Below are 17,126 nucleotides of genomic sequence, written 5' to 3'. Positions count from 1 at the left end.
GTTTAATTTCCCGTCGGTCGAGAAGCCTCCAAAAAGCAGGGGGCCTCGCCGAATCGTTTTTCAATTACTGTAACGTGCCGAAGTACGGTACGGGGCATCCAGAGGTATCCGCCAAAACGGTGGACAACTGCAGCACGCACCGGAAAGCTCATTCCTCGGGTCGACGTGTATCCTCTGTCCCGGGAAAGAACGCGTTCCAGGCCGCTCGTACACCTTGCGCGGCAGCAACCTGCGCGTCCATGTGCTCGCTGTCCGGCGAGATGCCTGGATCCGCGCTCAGGCCACGCCAGTGCGTAAACACGAGCACGGGCTGCTCTGTCCAGTGCCCGTCGACAAACCGGGAGAATGCGGTATCTCCGCTCGCGAGCTTGACTTCGTACCAGCCTTCGCGGACCGGCGCATATCGGCTCAATGGAAACCATCCGGTAGTTTCGACTTCCATCTCGGCCCCCGAGTTTGAATCATGACTCAGGTGGAGAAGCATGTGGCGTACCTGTTTCGTCCAACGCCACGTGGCGTGCTGCGACCCACGAATGCCGTGAGAGCGTGCAAAAGTTGGGGAGGCTGATTTCGTCAAGTCGCCCGTGCTTGCCTCAGCGTTGCCGGATCTGCACTGTTGATCGGTCCGCGCTGGCGTAGCGCCGCTGCCCCCGACACAGCTGCCGCGACCCGAGGATGCCGCCTTCAGCGCCGAGATGCGGCGGGGCGAAAGCTCCTCATTCAGAATTGCAACTCTGACTTGCACCATGCAGTGTGCCCCTTCGTCAGTCCAGCGCATCTGTTGCTTCTTGGCCATGCGGTGACTGAGGAGCCCGCCGACTATCACCACGTAGTCGAACGCCTCGGCTTCGCTGAAAGTCGTCCTCGATGGCCAGCGCCTCAATCCGGTCGACGTGTTCGCAGCGGCCGTAATAGCGCTAAACACGTCCTCCAACAGGCGGGGAATGTCAAGGCATCTTTAACTTTGGTTCACAGATGGAGTGGAACTAAGGCCGCCACGCCTCGCCCTCGGGGAAAGCGTACCGGTCGAGCGAGTCCGGTTTCATTTCGATGCTGTAACCGGGCTTCTGAGGCGGCATGTACCGGCCATTGCGGATCACGACGGGTTCGACGAAATGCTCGTGCAGATGATCGACATACTCGAGCACGCGGTTCTCCAGCGACGCCGACACGCAGATATAGTCGAATAGCGAAATGTGTTGAACATACTCGCATAACCCCACGCCGCCCGCATGCGGACAGACGGGCACGCCAAACTTCGCGGCCATCAACAGCACAACGATCACTTCATTTAGTCCGCCTAACCGACAAGCATCCACCTGACAAAAGTCGATCGCTTGTGCCTGCAACAACTGCTTGAACATCACGCGGTTATGACAGTGCTCGCCCGTCGCCACTCCAATCGATCCCAGACGCTGACGGATCGTCGCGTGGCCGAGGACATCGTCTGGGCTCGTCGGTTCTTCGATCCACCACGGGTCGAATTCCGCCAGACGCCGCATGTTCGTCACCGCTTCGTCGACGTCCCACACCTGGTTTGCGTCCATCATCAGCTTCAGGTTTTCACCGATTTCCTCTCGCAGGATGCGCGCCCGCCGCGCGTCTTCGTCGAGATTGCCGCCTACTTTCTGCTTGAAATGCGTCCAGCCCCGCGCGACGCCTTCGCGCGCGAGGCGCCGGATCTTGTCGTCGTCGTAGCCGAGCCAGCCAGCCGAGGTCGTATAGGCAGGGTAGCCTTGGGCGAGCATTTCCGCTTCGCGCACGACCTTGGTTTTCTCGTGGCGGTGCAGCATGGCTAGCGCTTCATAAGGGGTGATCGCATCTGTCACGTAGCGAAAATCGAGGCAGCGCACGAGTTCCTCGGGGCTCATATCGACGAGAAGCTTCCACACTGGCTTGCCAACCGACTTCGCCCACAAGTCCCAAACGGCATTCACGATAGCTGCCGTAGCGAGATGAATCGCGCCCTTGTCCGGGCCGATCCAACGCAATTGGCTATCCGAAGTGCATGCGCGCCAGAATGCGCCCATATTCGCGGCAATGTCTTCGAGACGTTTGCCAACGATGAGCGGCGTAAGCGCATTGACAGCCGTCACGCAGATCTCATTGCCGCGCCCGATCGTGAACGTGAGACCGTGTCCCGTGAGCTGGTGCGGCGAATCCGTTTCGAGCGTGACGTAAGTGGCGGAGTAGTCAGGCGCCGCATTCATTGCGTCGGAACCGTCGAGCGAGCGCGAAGTAGGAAAGCGGATATCCCGGACGGACAGCCTTGAGATCGTGGTCATCTGAACTCCCCACAGAGGGACGGCCGAAAACCAGGCCTGAGAGTCAGGGCCCGAAAACCAGGCCCAAAACCAGGCCCAAAACCAGGCGTTTGCACGCGTTGACAACGCTAAATCCGGTTCCTAGCATGCTAGCATGTCTCCTCGAAATCAAGCGTACCGTGAGCTTTTCACCCGATGTAGCGAGTGCCGCCGGCAATCCTTATGTCGCACTGCAAAAGATTAGGGGCGGCGACCGCGTCAGCTTGACTGACGCGGTTGAACAGGCGCTGAGAGAAGCGATCCTGACGCTTGTGCTGGAACCCGGAATGATGATCGACAAGATTGCGGTCTGCGAACGGATGGGCGTATCGCGCTTTCCGGTTTCCGCCGCGCTGGCGAGGCTCGCCCATGCGGGTCTCGTCGAAGTGTTGCCGCAGCGCGGCACGCGCGTCAAACCGATTGCGCTCGACGACATCCGCCAGCACCTGTTCATCCGCAGCGCGCTCGAAGTCGAAACGGTACGCGGTGTCGCGCTCATGCAGGACCCGGCCACGATCGATGCACTGGCCGAGAATCTCGAACAGCAGCGCAAGGTCACCGGGAACGGTCAGCGTCTTGCGTTTCACAGGCTCGACCTGGCCTTTCATGAAATCATGCTCGATGCGGTGAACCTGCCGCGAGTCAAAGAAATCGTCGCGGTATCGCGTAATGCATTGGATCGCGCAAGACAATTGCTGGCCAGTCCTGAGCGTCTCGTGCACACGCTCGCCGAGCACGAACGCATTTTCGAAGCCATTCGCGCCAGCAACGCCGACGCGGCGGCAAAGGCGATGCATGACCATCTCGATCAAGTGGTCGAGGAGTTGCACCGGTCCGCAAAAGAACGGCCGGATCTTTTCGCACCTTAGGCTTACCTGGCTTACGCTAAGCGATGCCCGCACTTCAATCCCTTTCGTGCACCTTTGCGCCATGACTCCACTCATTTCCGTCAACCGGCTTAGCAAGAGCTTTCCCGGCGTGAGGGCGCTTCACGAGGTCCAGTTTGAACTCACGGCGGGCGAGGTGCACGCGCTGATGGGGGAAAACGGCGCGGGCAAGTCGACGCTGATGAAGATTCTCGCCGGCGTGTACACCCGCGATTCGGGCGATATTTTCTACGACGGTCGGCCCGTCGCGTTCGCGAGCCCGCGTGAGGCCCAGGCCGCGGGCGTGGGCATCATTCATCAGGAACTTCAACTGATGAATCATTTGACCGTCGCGCAGAATATGTTCATCGGCCGCGAGCCGCGCGGCCGCTTTGGCCTGTTTCTCGACGAAGACAAACTCAATGCGCAGGCGCGCGCGATCCTCGAGCGCATGCACGTGCATCTCGACCCGCGCACCGTGGTCGGCACGCTCACGGTCGCCAGCCAGCAGATGGTTGAGATCGCGAAGGCCCTCTCGTTCGATTCGCGCGTGCTCATCATGGACGAGCCGACTTCCGCGCTCAACGACGCCGAGATCGCCGAACTCTTCCGGATTATTCGTCAGTTGAAGGCGCGCGGTGTCGGGATCATCTACATCTCGCACAAGATGGACGAGCTCAAGCAGATTTCCGATCGGGTGACCGTGTTGCGCGACGGCGAATACGTGGCCACCGTCGTCACCGCCGATACGAGCGTGCAGGCCATCATCGGCATGATGGTGGGCCGAACGCTCGCCGACGTCTCGCCTTATCCTGGTCCGGCGCACCAGGGCGAAATCGCGCTCGAAGTGAAGCATCTGAATGCCGGCCCGCTCGTCAGGGACGTGAGCTTCACGTTGCGCAAAGGCGAGATACTTGGCTTTGCCGGACTCATGGGCGCGGGTCGCACCGAGGTCGCGCGCGCCGTGTTCGGCGCGGACCCAGTCGAATCCGGCGAAGTCTTTGTGAAAGGCGTGAAGGCGCCGATCAGAAAGCCGAGCGACGCCGTCGCGCACAGGATTGGCTATCTCTCCGAAGACCGCAAGCGCTTCGGCCTCGCGACAGGCATGGACGTCGAATCGAACATCGTGATGTCCAACCTCGGCAAATTCCTGTCGCTGAACCTGTTTTTGCGTCGCCTGCAGATACGCAAGACGGCGTCACATTTCATCAATCTGCTCGCCATCCGCACGCCTTCCGCGACGCAGCCGGTGCGGCTGCTCTCGGGTGGCAACCAGCAGAAGATCGTCATTGCGAAGTGGCTGGAGCGCGACTGCGACGTGCTCTTCTTCGATGAGCCGACGCGTGGCATCGATGTCGGCGCCAAGAGCGAGATCTACAAGCTCCTGCGCGCCCTTGCCGAACAAGGCAAGGCGATCGTGATGATCTCGTCGGAACTTCCGGAAATCCTGCGCATGAGTGACCGGATCGTAGTGATGTGCGAAGGCCGTATCACAGGCGAACTCAGCGCCAGTGAGGCGACGCAGGAGCGCATCATGCATCTCGCGACGCAGCGCGAAGCCTTGCAGGCGGCATGAAACTCGACAGGTTGAATCCATGACAATGCAATCGGATACTGCGGCGCTGTCCAACCAGAAGCGATTGTCCGGCTTCCGGGCGCGCATTTTCTCGCCGACCGCGCTGCAAAAGCTGCTCGCCTTTGCGAGCCTGATCCTGATGCTGATTTTTTTCAGCTTCGCGTCGCCTGCGTTCATGCAGATCGACAATATTCTCGGCATCCTGCAGGCCACAGCCGTCAACGGTGTGCTGGCCATCGCCAGCACATTCGTCATCATCACGGGGGGCATCGATTTGTCAGTCGGCACCTTGATGACCTTCACGGCGGTGATTTGCGGCGTGTTTCTCAGCTATTGGCATTTGCCGATGTGGATGGGCGTGCTCGCCGCGATTGGAACGGGCGCGTTGTGCGGATCCATTTCGGGAACGCTGGTGGCGAAAATGAAAATCCCGCCCTTCATCGCCACACTGGGCATGATGTTGCTGCTCAAGGGGCTTTCTCTCGTCGTTTCGGCGGACAAGCCCATCTATTTCACCGACACCGAAAACTTCTACAGGATTTCGCAGGATTCGCTGATCGGCTACCTGCTGCCGAGCGTGCCTGTGCCGAACGCGGTGCTGATCCTGTTCCTGCTCGCTATTGTCAGCTCGATCACGCTCAATCGCACGGCGCTCGGCCGCTATACGTTTGCGCTCGGCAGCAATGAGGAGGCCGTGCGCCTTTCCGGCGTGAATGTCGACCGCTGGAAGGTCGCGATTTATGGTCTCGGCGGATCGATTTGCGGGATTGCAGGACTGCTTATCGCGTCGCGTCTGAATTCGGCGCAACCTGCGCTTGGTCAGGGGTACGAACTGGAAGCCATCGCGGCCGTCGTGATAGGCGGCACGTCATTGAGCGGTGGCTCGGGCACGATACTCGGGACCATCATTGGCGCTTTCCTCATGAGCGTGCTGACCAACGGCTTGCGCATCATGTCGGTTGCGCAGGAATGGCAGATCGTGGTCACGGGCCTCATTATCATTCTCGCGGTCTACGCGGATATCTTGCGGCGCAAGAGGGGCTGAAAGAGGAGCGTCGAAGCAGTAAAGAAAGGGAAGTGCCCCAAGGCTCACTGAATGGCTGGAGGTCAATGGACCACCTTAGGAGGAGAAACGTCATGTTGAAAAGAAAACTCATCAGTGCCGTAATCGGAGTCGGCGCGCTCGTGGGGGTGACCGGATTGACGTATGCTGAGGAACCCTATATTCCACTCATCTCGAAGGGCTTTCAGCATCAGTTCTGGCAAGCCGTGAAATCCGGCGCGGAACAGTCGGCGAAGGAGAACAATGTCAGGATCACCTTCGAAGGCCCGGAAACGGAGGCCATGGTCGACAAGCAGATCGACATGCTCTCGGCCGCGCTCGCCAAGAAGCCGCAGGTGCTCGGCATTGCCGCGCTCGACAGCAAGGCGGCCATTCCGCTGCTCAAACGCGCACAGGCTAGCAAGATACCTGTGATTGCATTCGACTCGGGCGTCGACAGCGACATTCCGTTGACGACCTGCGCAACGGACAACCTTGCCGCCGCCGCGCTCGCGGCCGACAAGATGGCGGAGATGATTGGCAATTCGGGCGAGGTCGGCGTGATCGTGCACGACCAGACAAGCCGCACGGGTATCGATCGCCGCGACGGCTTTCTCAACGAAATGAAGACTAAGCATCCGGGCATCAAGATTGTTTCCGTGCAGTACGGCGGCGGCGACCATTTGAAGTCGGCGGAAATCGCCAAGGCCATGATCCAGGCCAACCCGAATATCAAGGGCATTTTTGGCGCCAATGAAGGTTCGGCGGAAGGCGCGGCGATTGGCGTCAAGGAATCGGGAAAAAAACTGGTGCTGATCGGCTACGACTCCGGCAAGGAGCAAAAGGAGGACATCACCTCCGGCCTGATGGCGGGCGCGATAACGCAGAACCCGGTCGGTATCGGCAAATGTGTGGTCGACTCCGCAGTGAAGGCGCTTAAAGGCGAGAAGTTGCCCAAGAAAGTCGACACGGGCTTTTACTGGTATGACAAGACCAATATGAAAGATCCGAAGATCGCTGCCGTGCTTTACGATTGATCGGCGTCGATTACGCGGGCCCAGGATCAATGCATGGATGACATTGATCCTGGGCGGCATCGAACAGGGCGCGTACTGCGCTCGCTCCGCTTAAAAGATGAAGTCAATGTTGGTGAACTTCGACTGATGCTCACGAACAATGGTGTTAAGCAGTGCCTTGTTCGGATCGGTTAGTTTGGCCGCGATCATCGAGCGGATCGAGAACGCGAGCAGCGCGTCGCTGACCGAAAGCGTGCCTTCCGCCGAATCCTTGCGCCCTGCAAAGGGGAACACATCAGGCCCGCGCTGACACTGGCAGTTGATGTTCACACAGCAGACCTGATTGACCAGCGGATCCACCAGCGCGCCGATCTGAGCGGAGTCGGTTCCGAAAATGCTCGCCTGTTGGCCGTGATCCTTCCGCACGGGGTAGACGACAGCCTTCGGATTTGCGTGGTTGGCGGCGAGTAGATAGTGCTTTCCATTCCTTATCGATTGTCGGTCGCTCGCGTTGACGAAACCCTGCGCGAATAAAAAATTGGCGGCAACAGACGAAAGGTGAAATCGTGATGAAGATCTATTTCTCTCTGAATGAAGTGGCAGAGGCACTCTCGCTATCGGAGACGACGGTACAGAAGCTTGTCCGAGACTTGATCAGCGTTGCCCAAAGTCCAATATCGGCGGTACACATGGATGCATATACTGAATTTCTGTGCATGGCGTCGACCGGCTTCATTTTGACGAAGCATGGTACGGCTATGCGCGCTTCAATCCGCTCTACAAGGACCGCTTTGCGATGCACGGCGACCCCGCCGACCACGACGCGTCGAAGCCGACGGTGTTCGCGACGCACTCGACACACAAGCTGCTTGCCGCGTTGTCACAGGCATCGTTCATTCACATCCGCGACGGGCGCAACCCGATAGACCATGCGCGCTTCAACGAGTCATACATGATGCACGCGTCGACGTCGCCGCAGTACGCGATCATTGCGTCCAACGACGTCAGCGCCGCGATGATGGACGGCCCTGGCGGCGAGGCGCTGACGGGCGACTCGATCCGCGAAGCCATCGCGTTTCGCCAGATGCTCGGCAGGCTGCACGCACAGTTCGATGAGCAAAGCGACTGGTTCTTCAACGGGTGGCAGCCTGATGTCGTTGTCAATCGCCAGACGGGGCGTCGAACGCCGTTTCACGAAGCCGACGAGGAACTGCTGGCAACCGATCCGTCCTGCTGGGTCTTGCATGCGAACGACGCATGGCACGGGTTCGGCGTTATCGAAGAAAATTACTGCATGCTGGATCCGATCAAGGTATCGATCCTTACACCTGGCATCGCGCCGCAAGGCGGGCTGATGCCGGTCGGCATTCCGGCGTGTGTCGTGACCGCGTATCTCGCCCGGCACGGTATCGTCGTCGAGAAAACCACCGACTTCACGATCCTGCTGCTGTTTTCCATCGGCATTACGAAGGGAAAATGGGGGACGCTCGCCAACACGCTGCTCGACTTCAAGAAGGATTACGACGCCAATCTCCCGCTCGAACAGGCGTTGCCAAAACTGGTGGCGAACTATCCGGAACGATACGGCCACCTCGGGCTGCGCAACCTGTGTGACCTGATGTTCCGCGCAATGAACGACCTGAAGACGACTGAGATGATGTCACGCGGGTTTTCCACACTGCCCGAGCCCGACCATAGTCCTCAGGAGGCGTTCGAGTTGCTCGTTCACAACCAGGTGGAAACGCTCGAACTGTCGCAAATGGCAGGGCGCACTGTGGCCAACGCAGTGGTGCCTTATCCGCCGGGCATTCCGCTTCTGATGCCCGGCGAAAACGCCGGCCCTGCCGACGGTCCGCTGCTTGGCTATTTGAAGGCGCTCGAGCAATTCGATCGGCGTTTTCCTGGCTTTACGCACGACACGCACGGCGTCGAAGTCGAGGATGGAGTTTACCGGATCGCCTGCATCAAGAATCGCGGGAGCGTTTGATCAATACGATGTCAGGAATCCTGGTAGTAGCGGATCCCGGGCTCAGATGTGGTCACCCGTGTTCCGGCCCGCCGTTGGGTAATGGCAACGATGTCCGGGAGCGCGCCAATGACGGCATCCCTGCCCGTATCACGGGCGAATTCGCTGGCTGCCATCACTTTCGGTCCCATTGAACCCGCTGCGAATCCAAGCCTGTCGAGTTCGTCCGGGTGTGCCTGGGCGATCGCCTTGCTTTCCGGCTTGCCCCAGTCGATATACGCAGCATTCACGTCGGTCGCGATGATGAGCATGTCCGCCTCGAGTTCCTCGGCGAGCAGGGCGGAACACAGGTCCTTGTCGATCACTGCTTCGACGCCGCGCAACTTGTGGTTCTCGTCGTACATGGTCGGTATGCCGCCGCCGCCCGCACAGATGACGATGGTCTTGTGTTCGAGCAGCCATTTGACCGGACGGATTTCGAAAATGTGCTTCGGACGCGGACTTGCCACTACGCGGCGGAACTTGTCGCCATCGGGGGCGATGCTCCAGCCTTTCTCGGCGGCCAGCCGCTCGGCCTCGTCCTTCGAATACACGGGACCGATCGGCTTGCTGGGGTGCTGGAAGGCGGGGTCCCCGGCGTCGACTTCGACCTGGGTCAGGATCGTCGCAAACGGAACTTCATACGGCAGCAGATTGCCGAGCTCCTGCTCGATCATATAGCCGATCATCCCTTCTGTCTGGGCACCGAGCACGTCAAGGGGGTAGCCCGGCACGTCCTTGTAGGCTGCGCCTTGCAGGGCGAGCAAGCCGACTTGAGGACCGTTGCCGTGTGCGATGACGAGTTCGTTCCCAGGTGCAATCTGCGCGATTTGCCGGGCCGCGATCCGAACGTTGTCACGCTGGTTTTCGGCCGTCATCGGCTCGCCGCGCCGCAATAGCGCGTTACCGCCCAACGCAATCACTATGCGCATGATCTTCCCCTCGTTCGGGTTCCGTTCGTGCACCCAACGGATGGGCGGTGTGTGGGCCCGTCTGTTGGGTGCTGCCTGAAAGCGTGAGTTTGCCGCCGCGCGTTCAGATGTTGGCAAGCGTCGAGACCAGAATTGCCTTGATGGTATGCATGCGGTTTTCGGCCTGTTCGAATGCAATGTTCAACGGCGATTCGAACACCTCTTCCGTGACCTCGATGCCGTTCGTGAGCGCCGGATACTTGGCGGCGATCTGCCTGCCAACTTCAGTTTCGCTGTTGTGGAAGGCCGGCAGGCAGTGCATGAACTTTGCCCGCGGATTCTTCGTCGCCTTCATCAGCGCCATGTTGACCTGATAGGGAAGGAGTGCGTTGATGCGTTCACCCCATGCCTCGAACGGTTCACCCATCGATACCCACACGTCTGTGTGAACGAAGTCGGTACCCTCGACAGCCGCCTTGGGGTCCTCGGTGAGCGTAAGGCGTGCGCCGCTTTCTTCGGCAAACTTGTGGCATGCCGCGACATGCTCTTCATTCGGCCATAGCGATTTCGGCGCGCCAATCCGCACGTCCATTCCCAGCTTGGCGCCGATCAGGAGCAGCGAGTTACCCATGTTATTACGCGCGTCGCCGAGGTACGCATAACTAATGTCCGTGAGCGGCTTGTCGCTGTTCTCGCGCATGGTCAGCACGTCCGCGAGCATTTGCGTTGGATGGTATTCATCCGTCAGCCCGTTGAAGACAGGCACACCCGCGTAGCGGGCCAGCTCCTCGACAACCTCCTGGCTGAATCCGCGATATTCAATCGCGTTGAACATGCGGCCGAGTACGCGCGCCGTATCCTTCATGCTCTCCTTGTGACCGATCTGTGAGGAATGCGGGTCGATATAGGTGACATTGGCCCCCTGGTCATGTGCGGCGACCTCAAACGCGCAACGCGTTCGCGTGGAAGTCTTCTCGAAGATCAGCGCGATCTCCATGCCCTTGAGATGCTGTTGCTCGGTGCCCGTGTATTTCGCGCGCTTCAGATCTCGTGAGAGATCGAGCAGATAGCGAAGCTCGCGGGTGCTGTGATGCATCAAGCTCAATAGATTACGATTGGACAAATTGAAAGCCATTGCGATTCTCCAGTTCACGTTGAAGGAGCGCGATACTTCAGGTGCTCAGTAATCGACAGGGTCGCGTATGATCGGGCAGGTCATGCAGTGGCCGCCGCCGCGCCCGCGTCCCAGTTCGCCGGCGGTGATCGTGATGACCTCGATGCCTGCCTTGCGCAACAGCGTGTTGGTGTAGGTGTTGCGGTCGTAACCGACTACCACGCCCGGCTCGATGCAGACCACGTTGTTGCCATCGTCCCATTGCTCGCGCTCCGCAGCGAATGCGTTGCCACCCGTCTCGACCACCCGTAGTTTGGGCAGCCCGAGCGCATCGCCCACCACATCGATGAAGGACTTGTCTTCGCGCTGGACGTGCAGCTTCGACGGATCGCCGTCGTGCGGGCGGATCGTGAACGGGACGATCTCCTTGACGACTTCCGGGAATACCGTCACAAGATCGCGGTCGCAGAAGCTGAAAACCGTATCGAGGTGCATTGCGGCACGCGACTTGGGCAGCCCCGCCACGATAATCCGCTCGGCCGCACCCTTTGCGAACAGCTTCAACGCCAGCGCCCCGATCGCCTGACGGCTGGTGCGTTCACCCATTCCGATCAGCACATTGCCCTTGCCGATCGGCATCACGTCACCGCCTTCCAGGGTCGCGGCGCCATGATCCGCATCCGGATCGCCATACCAGACCTCGAACGGCTTGCCCGCGAAGTCGGGGTGAAATTTATAGATCGCCGTGGTCAGTAGCGTTTCCTGCCGGCGGGCGGGCCAGTACATCGGATTGAGCGAAACACCACCGTATATCCAGCAGGTCGTGTCGCGCGTAAATAGCGTATTGGGCAGCGGTGGCAGCACGAAGCTCGAGTAGTCGAGGTATTGGCGGTACATCTTGAGGGTGTAACTCTCCTCGCTCTCCGGTATGTCTTCGGCAACCACGCCGCCGATCAGGAACTCCGCGGCCTTGCGCGCATCGAGTCCCTCGAACCAGCTTCGCACCTCTCCCGCAAGCGATACACCTACCGTATCCGCGCGGATCTTTCGATCAAGAATCCATTTGAGGGCTTCTGGAAGCTTGATGGTCTCCTCGAGCAAGTTATGCATTTCGACGACATCGACGCCGCGCTCGCGCATTTTGGTGACGAAGTCGAAATGGTCGCGCTTCGCCTGGCTGACCCAGACGACATCATCGAACAGAAGCTCATCGCAATTGCTCGGCGTCAGGCGTTGGTGAGCCAGGCCCGGCGAGCAGACCATGACCTTGCGGAGTTTTCCCGCCTCGGAATGCACGCCAAAGTTTGCTGTCTCCATACCCATCGTAGTTCTCCTCACTTCAATGGCTAGTCCGGCAAAATCGCCAGGCGGTAGAAGTTCTGCGCGTCTTCATCTGGTTGGCCAAACCACTTCACGTAGCTTGTGCGATAGTCGCCCGACTTGAACACACGGCTTAGCGTGCGGTCGACGAGCAGGCGCAAGTCTTCGTCGCCGCGTGCGACACCCAGCGAAATAGGCGCGTATGAAAAGCGTCGGTGCAGAATCTGAAGCTGGTCGCCTGCCGGGTTGCGGCTCACCTGGTCCTGCAGTATGGCGCGCTCAGCGAAAAACACGCCCGCCTTGCGCTCGAGTACCTGTCGCACGCCGTCTTCATAGCTCGAGGCGGTAATCACATTCGCCGACAGCTGAAATGTCCCCATGCGTTCTGCGAGCCAGAGTTGCGTGGGCGAGTGCTCAACCGTCGAAAACGTCTGCGCGTTCAGGAGCTGCGCGGGAGATGCGCGCCAGATCGGCCGGTCCGATCTGTTAGACCCGCTCAGCACTTCCTTCAGGCCAGCGGGCGCGTCGGCGCGTGTCAGCGCGGCAAGGCCCCCCGGATAGACTGGAATGGAGTAACTGATGTACTGGCGCCCCGTTAGCGTCTCGGCGTCGGCGCATAGCAAGTCGATGCGATGGTCCTGCAGCGCACGGTAGCGCTCCTCTGGTTTCACGACGGTCCAGTTCACGGCCAGCGCGGGCAACGACAGATCGGCCTTCACCTTGTCGGCGATCTTCCTGCACAGCGCCACGGCGTACCCATCAGCTTGGCCCTCGCTATTCTGGAACGCATAGGGGCGTGCATCGGCGACGTACCCAATGTTCATCTTGCCCGACTGCCTGATCCGGGCCAGCGCGCCCGTCGTGGCCGTTGGAGCAGCAACTGCGGCTTCGGCGGCGTGAGCATGGCGCGGCCAGGGCGCAGACAGGACAACGAACGCGATGATGCTGGCGGCAAGAATTGCGGGCTTGCCCGCCTTTGCCGCGCTCCCTGCGCGGCGGGCAGCCATGAACCCATAGATGACGTAGCCGATGGCCAGCACCAGCATCCCGCCCAGCACGGCGTCCTTGCCGGATGCATAGAGCGCGTAAATGGAGTAGACCATCGCGACGACTGTTACCACTGCGTTGCGCCGGTACGTGGCGGCTTCGGTGCCAGCCTCGCGCATCATCACGAACAGGGCCGAGAGGGAAATGATGTAGGGCAGGACATTGGTGACCACCGCCAGGTTCACCAGCGCGGCGAACTGTTCCGCGAGATTTGGCGAGATCGTTGAAAGCGCCATCAGTGACTGGACGATGGCCATGATGACCATGCCGGGAATGGGCGCGCCTGTCCGGTTGGCTTTGCTGAAAACCGGCAGAAACATGTTGCTGTCGGCGGCATCTTTCGCGGTCTGCGCCAGCGTGAACTGCCAGCCGAGCAGCGACCCGACACACGCCATCGCCGCGAGTGCCATCACGATGGAGCCGATCGCGGGGGTGAACATATGCGCGAACGCAAGGCCAAATGGCCCCGTTGATTTCGCGAGATAGTCATTGGGCACGATGCCCTGGATCACTGTGGTTGACAGCACGTAGATGACTGCGGCGCCGAGTGTGCCGAACAGGCAGGCGAGCGGCACGTCGCGTTTCGGATTCTCGACGGCCGACGAGTTCTGCACCGCCGACTCCATGCCGAGAAATGCCCAAAGCGTCAGGGAAATGCTCGAGCCCATGCCTTCCAGCAGGCTCATCCCCTTGGGGTTCCAGGCTGCCGCGAAATAGCTGGGGTTAAACCAGAACCACCCTGCGATGGACATGAACCCCACGGGCAGGATGACGCCCCAGACTGTCACGGAGCCAATGCGCCCTGTCAGCTTTGGACCGCCGAAGTTGGCAACCGTGGTGATCCACAGCAGTGCAATAACACCGATGCAAGTCGCGACCGGCGACTGCGTCAAGGCAGGAAAGAACCCTGCGAGATAGCCGAGCGCCGAGCTGGCAACCGCGACGTTTGCAATCGCTACGGACAGGAAGTACAGAAAAAAACCTGAAAGTAGCCGGCTTTTCCATAGGCATCCTCAGCGTAGGCTGCCATGCCTCCGGCACGCTGGTTCAGGATACCCGCCTGTGCAAAGCCATAGGCGATGGCCATCGAACCTATGGCCGTCACAATCCACGACAGCAACGAGATCGCGCCGACTTTCGCCATATTGGATGGCAACATGATGATGCCGGAGCCCATCATGTTGACGGTCACGATGAACGTCAGTTGCACGACGTTCATCTTCTTCAGCTGGTCATTCATGGCGCTCACCTCCTTGGTGAACTTGGTCGCCTACTCGTGAACCACGTATGTATAGAACCGGATACGACCGTCTTCCCGCTCCTGAAAAACGCCTTGCACTTCATAGTTGAACCCCGGGAAACGGTTGAACGATTCCTGGAACGCCATGAAGTAATCGAGCATCGGTTGCGCACGTTCGTCCCAGCGTTCGCCGGGGAGTACGACGCCGATACCCGGTGGATAGATCAGTGCGAGCGTCGCGGAGATGCGGTTTCGCGCACTATCGAGCGGGACATAGTCAACTTGGTTCGCGACGAGTGCTTCGTACGCGTCTTGCGGCGACATCGCCAGTTCCGGGAAACTTGACGCCCGGAAGCACAGCCGCTGCAGGTTCTTGACGTTGGCCTCGCGATAAAAGCCATGCATCTCGTTGCAGATCTGACGAAGCGAGTAACCCGCGTAGCGCTCGCCATGCGCCGCATAGAGCGTGGGCAGCACCTCTGCGAGCGGTGCGTCGCGGTCCCACAGGTTCTTGAACTTGACCAGACGCGCGATTAGTGTGTTCAGCTTGCTTTCGTCCTCTGCTGGTGTCATCAGGAAGAGGATGCTGTTCAGATCGCATTTTTCGGGGACGATGCCTTCCTCTCGCAGATAGTTGGCCACGACCGTCGCCGGCACACCGAAGTCCAGATAGTCCCCCGTCTTACGGTCGATACCGGGCGTCAGGAGGGTCAGTTTGTTCGGGTCGACCATGACGTAGCCGTGCGCATAGCCCGAATAGCCGTGCCATTTCGCATCCGGGCGGAATTCCCAGCACTGCTGCTCGTGCTTGATGACCTCGGTAGGAAGGTCCTCCCACGGTACGTTTGCCACATCGTGCGTGAAGTTCGAATTGTGGATATCGACGACGTCAGGAACGAATGGATCGAAGAACCACTGCTCTTGAGCCGTCTTGCCGACCTGAGCATAGTGATGGACGAACTGACGAAACTTCTTGCGCGCCTCGATAGCCAGGTCGATACATCCATCCCATAGCATTTCGCCAGCCTTACCCTCGTGGACCTTTGCATTGACGTCCAGCGACGCGAAGAGGGGATAGAACGGCGAGGTACTGGCGTAGATCAGGAAGGACTCGTTGAAGCGCTTGTGTTCGATGTAACGCTGCTGGCCGCGGATATGATCATCGCGTTTGTGGATCTGCGAGGCCTGGGAGAAGCCGGCACCCTGCTTGTGGACCGACTGCGTCGAGAACAAGCCCGGCATCTCGGGCGTCAGTTCATTTAGCCGCATCGGACTGTGATTGTCGAATAGAGGATGAAAAGCGTTGTAGCCGATCCATGCCTCGTCCCAGAGGACGTAATCGCACAGGTGACCGATTTTCTCCAGGACCTTGTGTACGTTGTAGACCGTTCCGTCATAGGTGGCGAGCTGGATGCACGCGAGCCGGAACGGGCGCTGCGCCGTGCTGCGGTCGGGATCCGCCACAAGCGGATTGGTGCGGATCTGCTCGCGCAGATAGTCCTCATCCCACGCCGACCAGTCGACCGCGCCGATCATGCCGAAAGCGTTGCGCGCAGTCGGCAGGAAGATCGGAATGGCACCCGCCTGGACAAGCGCACCCTGATGCAGGGACTTGTGATTGTTACGGTCGAACAGCACGAGGTCGCCACGCCTGAGCACCGCACCCGTCACGATCTTGTTCGAGGTGCTGGTACCGTTAAGGACGAAATAGGTCTGGTCCGCGCCAAATACGGCCGCAGCGTGACGCTCCGCATCGGCAGCGGCGCCTTCGTGAATCAGCAGATCGCCGAGGTCTACGTCTGCATTGCACAAATCATTGCGAAAGATGCTTTCACCGAAGTGTTTGAAGAAAAGTTGCCCCGCGGGCGATTTTCGGTAGAACTGTCCGCCTTGGTGTCCAGGACAGTCAAACGCGATATTGGCCTCGGCGTCGTAGCTGACGAGGCCGCCAAAGAAGGGGGGCAGCAGGCTCATGCCGTACTTGATCAGGCTTGCCGTAACCTGCCTTGCGTAAAATGTGGGTGTTTGCTGGCCGAGGTAGATATAGCCGTCGATTTCGCCTAACCCGCCATCTACGGCGAGGTTTGAAAGCCGGTGCGAATTGGAGAGCGCCCAGAGCGGTGTGCGAAAACCGAGCGAACGCACCGCCAGCGCCAAGCCCCGAGCCCCCGCGAGGCGCTCGCCGTCCAGAAGCACAATGTAGGCGCCAACGTCTGCGTCTTCGTTCACGTCCCGCCTGAGATTGCTTGAAATTTCGACACGGAAGTTTTCCGTTGAGATTTCGGCAAGTAGTTCTCTCGTCTGCGCATCGTCGGCATCTACTATCGCCACGATCTTCAGCAGCTTATGAAAAGGGATTGGGATAGTCGGTGCCTTTAGCGAGATCGGATTCACGTTTGATATCCTCTTCATGCGCCTTATCCAGGCGTCTGGCATCCCGTCCGTTGTCAGTGCGTACTGCTAGCGCGCGATACGGATTGTGACGGCGTTCATCCTGGCAGGTTGATTGCTGGACGATACAGGCGGTGAATCAGTATAAGAATTCAGGCGTACTGTCAATATAGGACTTTAGTCCGACCCCCGCGGCCGGTTTACCCGACTAGTCTGAAGCGGCGGGACGCGCGCGAATGTTCCGCTTCCTTGCAGCTTCGTGCTGCACCGCACCGCTAGTATTCGCTACTTCCGA

The 17,126-nt window shown here is 59.5% G+C and carries 12 protein-coding genes and 2 pseudogenes; 5 read left to right on the top strand and 9 right to left on the bottom strand.

Translation table 11 applies throughout. The annotated features are described in order from the left end of the window. Positions 1 to 148: 148 nt before the first annotated feature. A complete protein-coding gene (locus tag NH14_RS28650) occupies positions 149 to 442 on the bottom strand; it encodes a hypothetical protein (protein WP_035533430.1) in 294 nt (97 codons plus the stop codon). 544 nt (positions 443 to 986) lie between these two features. Next, positions 987 to 2,285, bottom strand: coding sequence for an L-fuconate dehydratase (locus NH14_RS28645; protein WP_035533343.1), 1,299 nt, complete (start codon positions 2,283 to 2,285; stop codon positions 987 to 989). 125 nt (positions 2,286 to 2,410) lie between these two features. Between NH14_RS28645 and NH14_RS28640 the strand changes: the two genes are divergently transcribed. The 4 genes from NH14_RS28640 (at position 2,411) to NH14_RS28625 (ending at position 6,824) form a co-directional block, all read left to right on the top strand. Then, positions 2,411 to 3,172 carry a GntR family transcriptional regulator gene (locus NH14_RS28640; protein ID WP_035533344.1) on the top strand — a complete coding sequence of 254 codons (762 nt, stop codon included), beginning with the start codon at positions 2,411 to 2,413 and terminating at the stop codon, positions 3,170 to 3,172. A 61-nt stretch (positions 3,173 to 3,233) separates the two neighbouring features. Further along, the gene (locus NH14_RS28635; protein ID WP_035533347.1) at positions 3,234 to 4,745 is read left to right on the top strand and encodes a sugar ABC transporter ATP-binding protein; all 1,512 of its coding nucleotides are present in this window, start codon (positions 3,234 to 3,236) and stop codon (positions 4,743 to 4,745) included. A 19-nt stretch (positions 4,746 to 4,764) separates the two neighbouring features. Continuing rightward, positions 4,765 to 5,790, top strand: coding sequence for an ABC transporter permease (locus NH14_RS28630; protein ID WP_035533349.1), 1,026 nt, complete (start codon positions 4,765 to 4,767; stop codon positions 5,788 to 5,790). A 92-nt stretch (positions 5,791 to 5,882) separates the two neighbouring features. Then, positions 5,883 to 6,824: an ABC transporter substrate-binding protein gene (locus NH14_RS28625; RefSeq protein ID WP_035533351.1), complete on the top strand. Its 942-nt coding sequence runs from the start codon at positions 5,883 to 5,885 to the stop codon at positions 6,822 to 6,824. Between the two features lie 90 nt (positions 6,825 to 6,914). On the opposite strand, the pseudogene NH14_RS28620 reads toward NH14_RS28625, so the two are convergent. Beyond that, positions 6,915 to 7,226, bottom strand: a pseudogene (locus NH14_RS28620) (aldehyde dehydrogenase family protein); the annotation flags it as partial. Between the two features lie 298 nt (positions 7,227 to 7,524). Between NH14_RS28620 and NH14_RS28615 the strand changes: the two are divergent. Continuing rightward, positions 7,525 to 8,790, top strand: a pseudogene (locus NH14_RS28615) (Orn/Lys/Arg family decarboxylase); the annotation flags it as partial. Positions 8,791 to 8,801: 11 nt separating this feature from the next. Here NH14_RS28615 and arcC read toward each other — a convergent pair. The 6 genes from arcC to speC form a co-directional block, all read right to left on the bottom strand. Beyond that, entirely contained in the window at positions 8,802 to 9,740 is a 939-nt protein-coding gene (arcC, locus tag NH14_RS28610) for a carbamate kinase (protein WP_035533355.1), read from the bottom strand. A 103-nt stretch (positions 9,741 to 9,843) separates the two neighbouring features. Then, a complete protein-coding gene (locus tag NH14_RS28605; protein ID WP_035533357.1) occupies positions 9,844 to 10,854 on the bottom strand; it encodes an ornithine carbamoyltransferase in 1,011 nt (336 codons plus the stop codon). Between the two features lie 45 nt (positions 10,855 to 10,899). Continuing rightward, positions 10,900 to 12,156, bottom strand: a complete 1,257-nt coding sequence (gene arcA, locus NH14_RS28600) for an arginine deiminase (RefSeq protein WP_035533359.1) — start codon at positions 12,154 to 12,156, stop codon at positions 10,900 to 10,902. Between the two features lie 23 nt (positions 12,157 to 12,179). Beyond that, positions 12,180 to 14,153: a putrescine-ornithine antiporter gene (potE, locus tag NH14_RS34055; RefSeq protein ID WP_331253476.1), complete on the bottom strand. Its 1,974-nt coding sequence runs from the start codon at positions 14,151 to 14,153 to the stop codon at positions 12,180 to 12,182. Positions 14,154 to 14,155: 2 nt separating this feature from the next. Beyond that, entirely contained in the window at positions 14,156 to 14,440 is a 285-nt protein-coding gene (locus NH14_RS34050; protein ID WP_331253475.1) for an amino acid permease, read from the bottom strand. Positions 14,441 to 14,470: 30 nt separating this feature from the next. After that, on the bottom strand, positions 14,471 to 16,834 hold the full coding sequence (gene speC, locus NH14_RS28590) for an ornithine decarboxylase (RefSeq protein ID WP_035533360.1): 2,364 nt from the start codon (positions 16,832 to 16,834) through the stop codon (positions 14,471 to 14,473). Positions 16,835 to 17,126: the final 292 nt, after the last annotated feature.

The sequence above is a fragment of the Paraburkholderia sacchari genome (genome assembly GCF_000785435.2).
Classification (GTDB): Bacteria; Pseudomonadota; Gammaproteobacteria; order Burkholderiales; family Burkholderiaceae; genus Paraburkholderia; species Paraburkholderia sacchari.
This window is presented reverse-complemented; position numbering and strand designations above follow the sequence as displayed.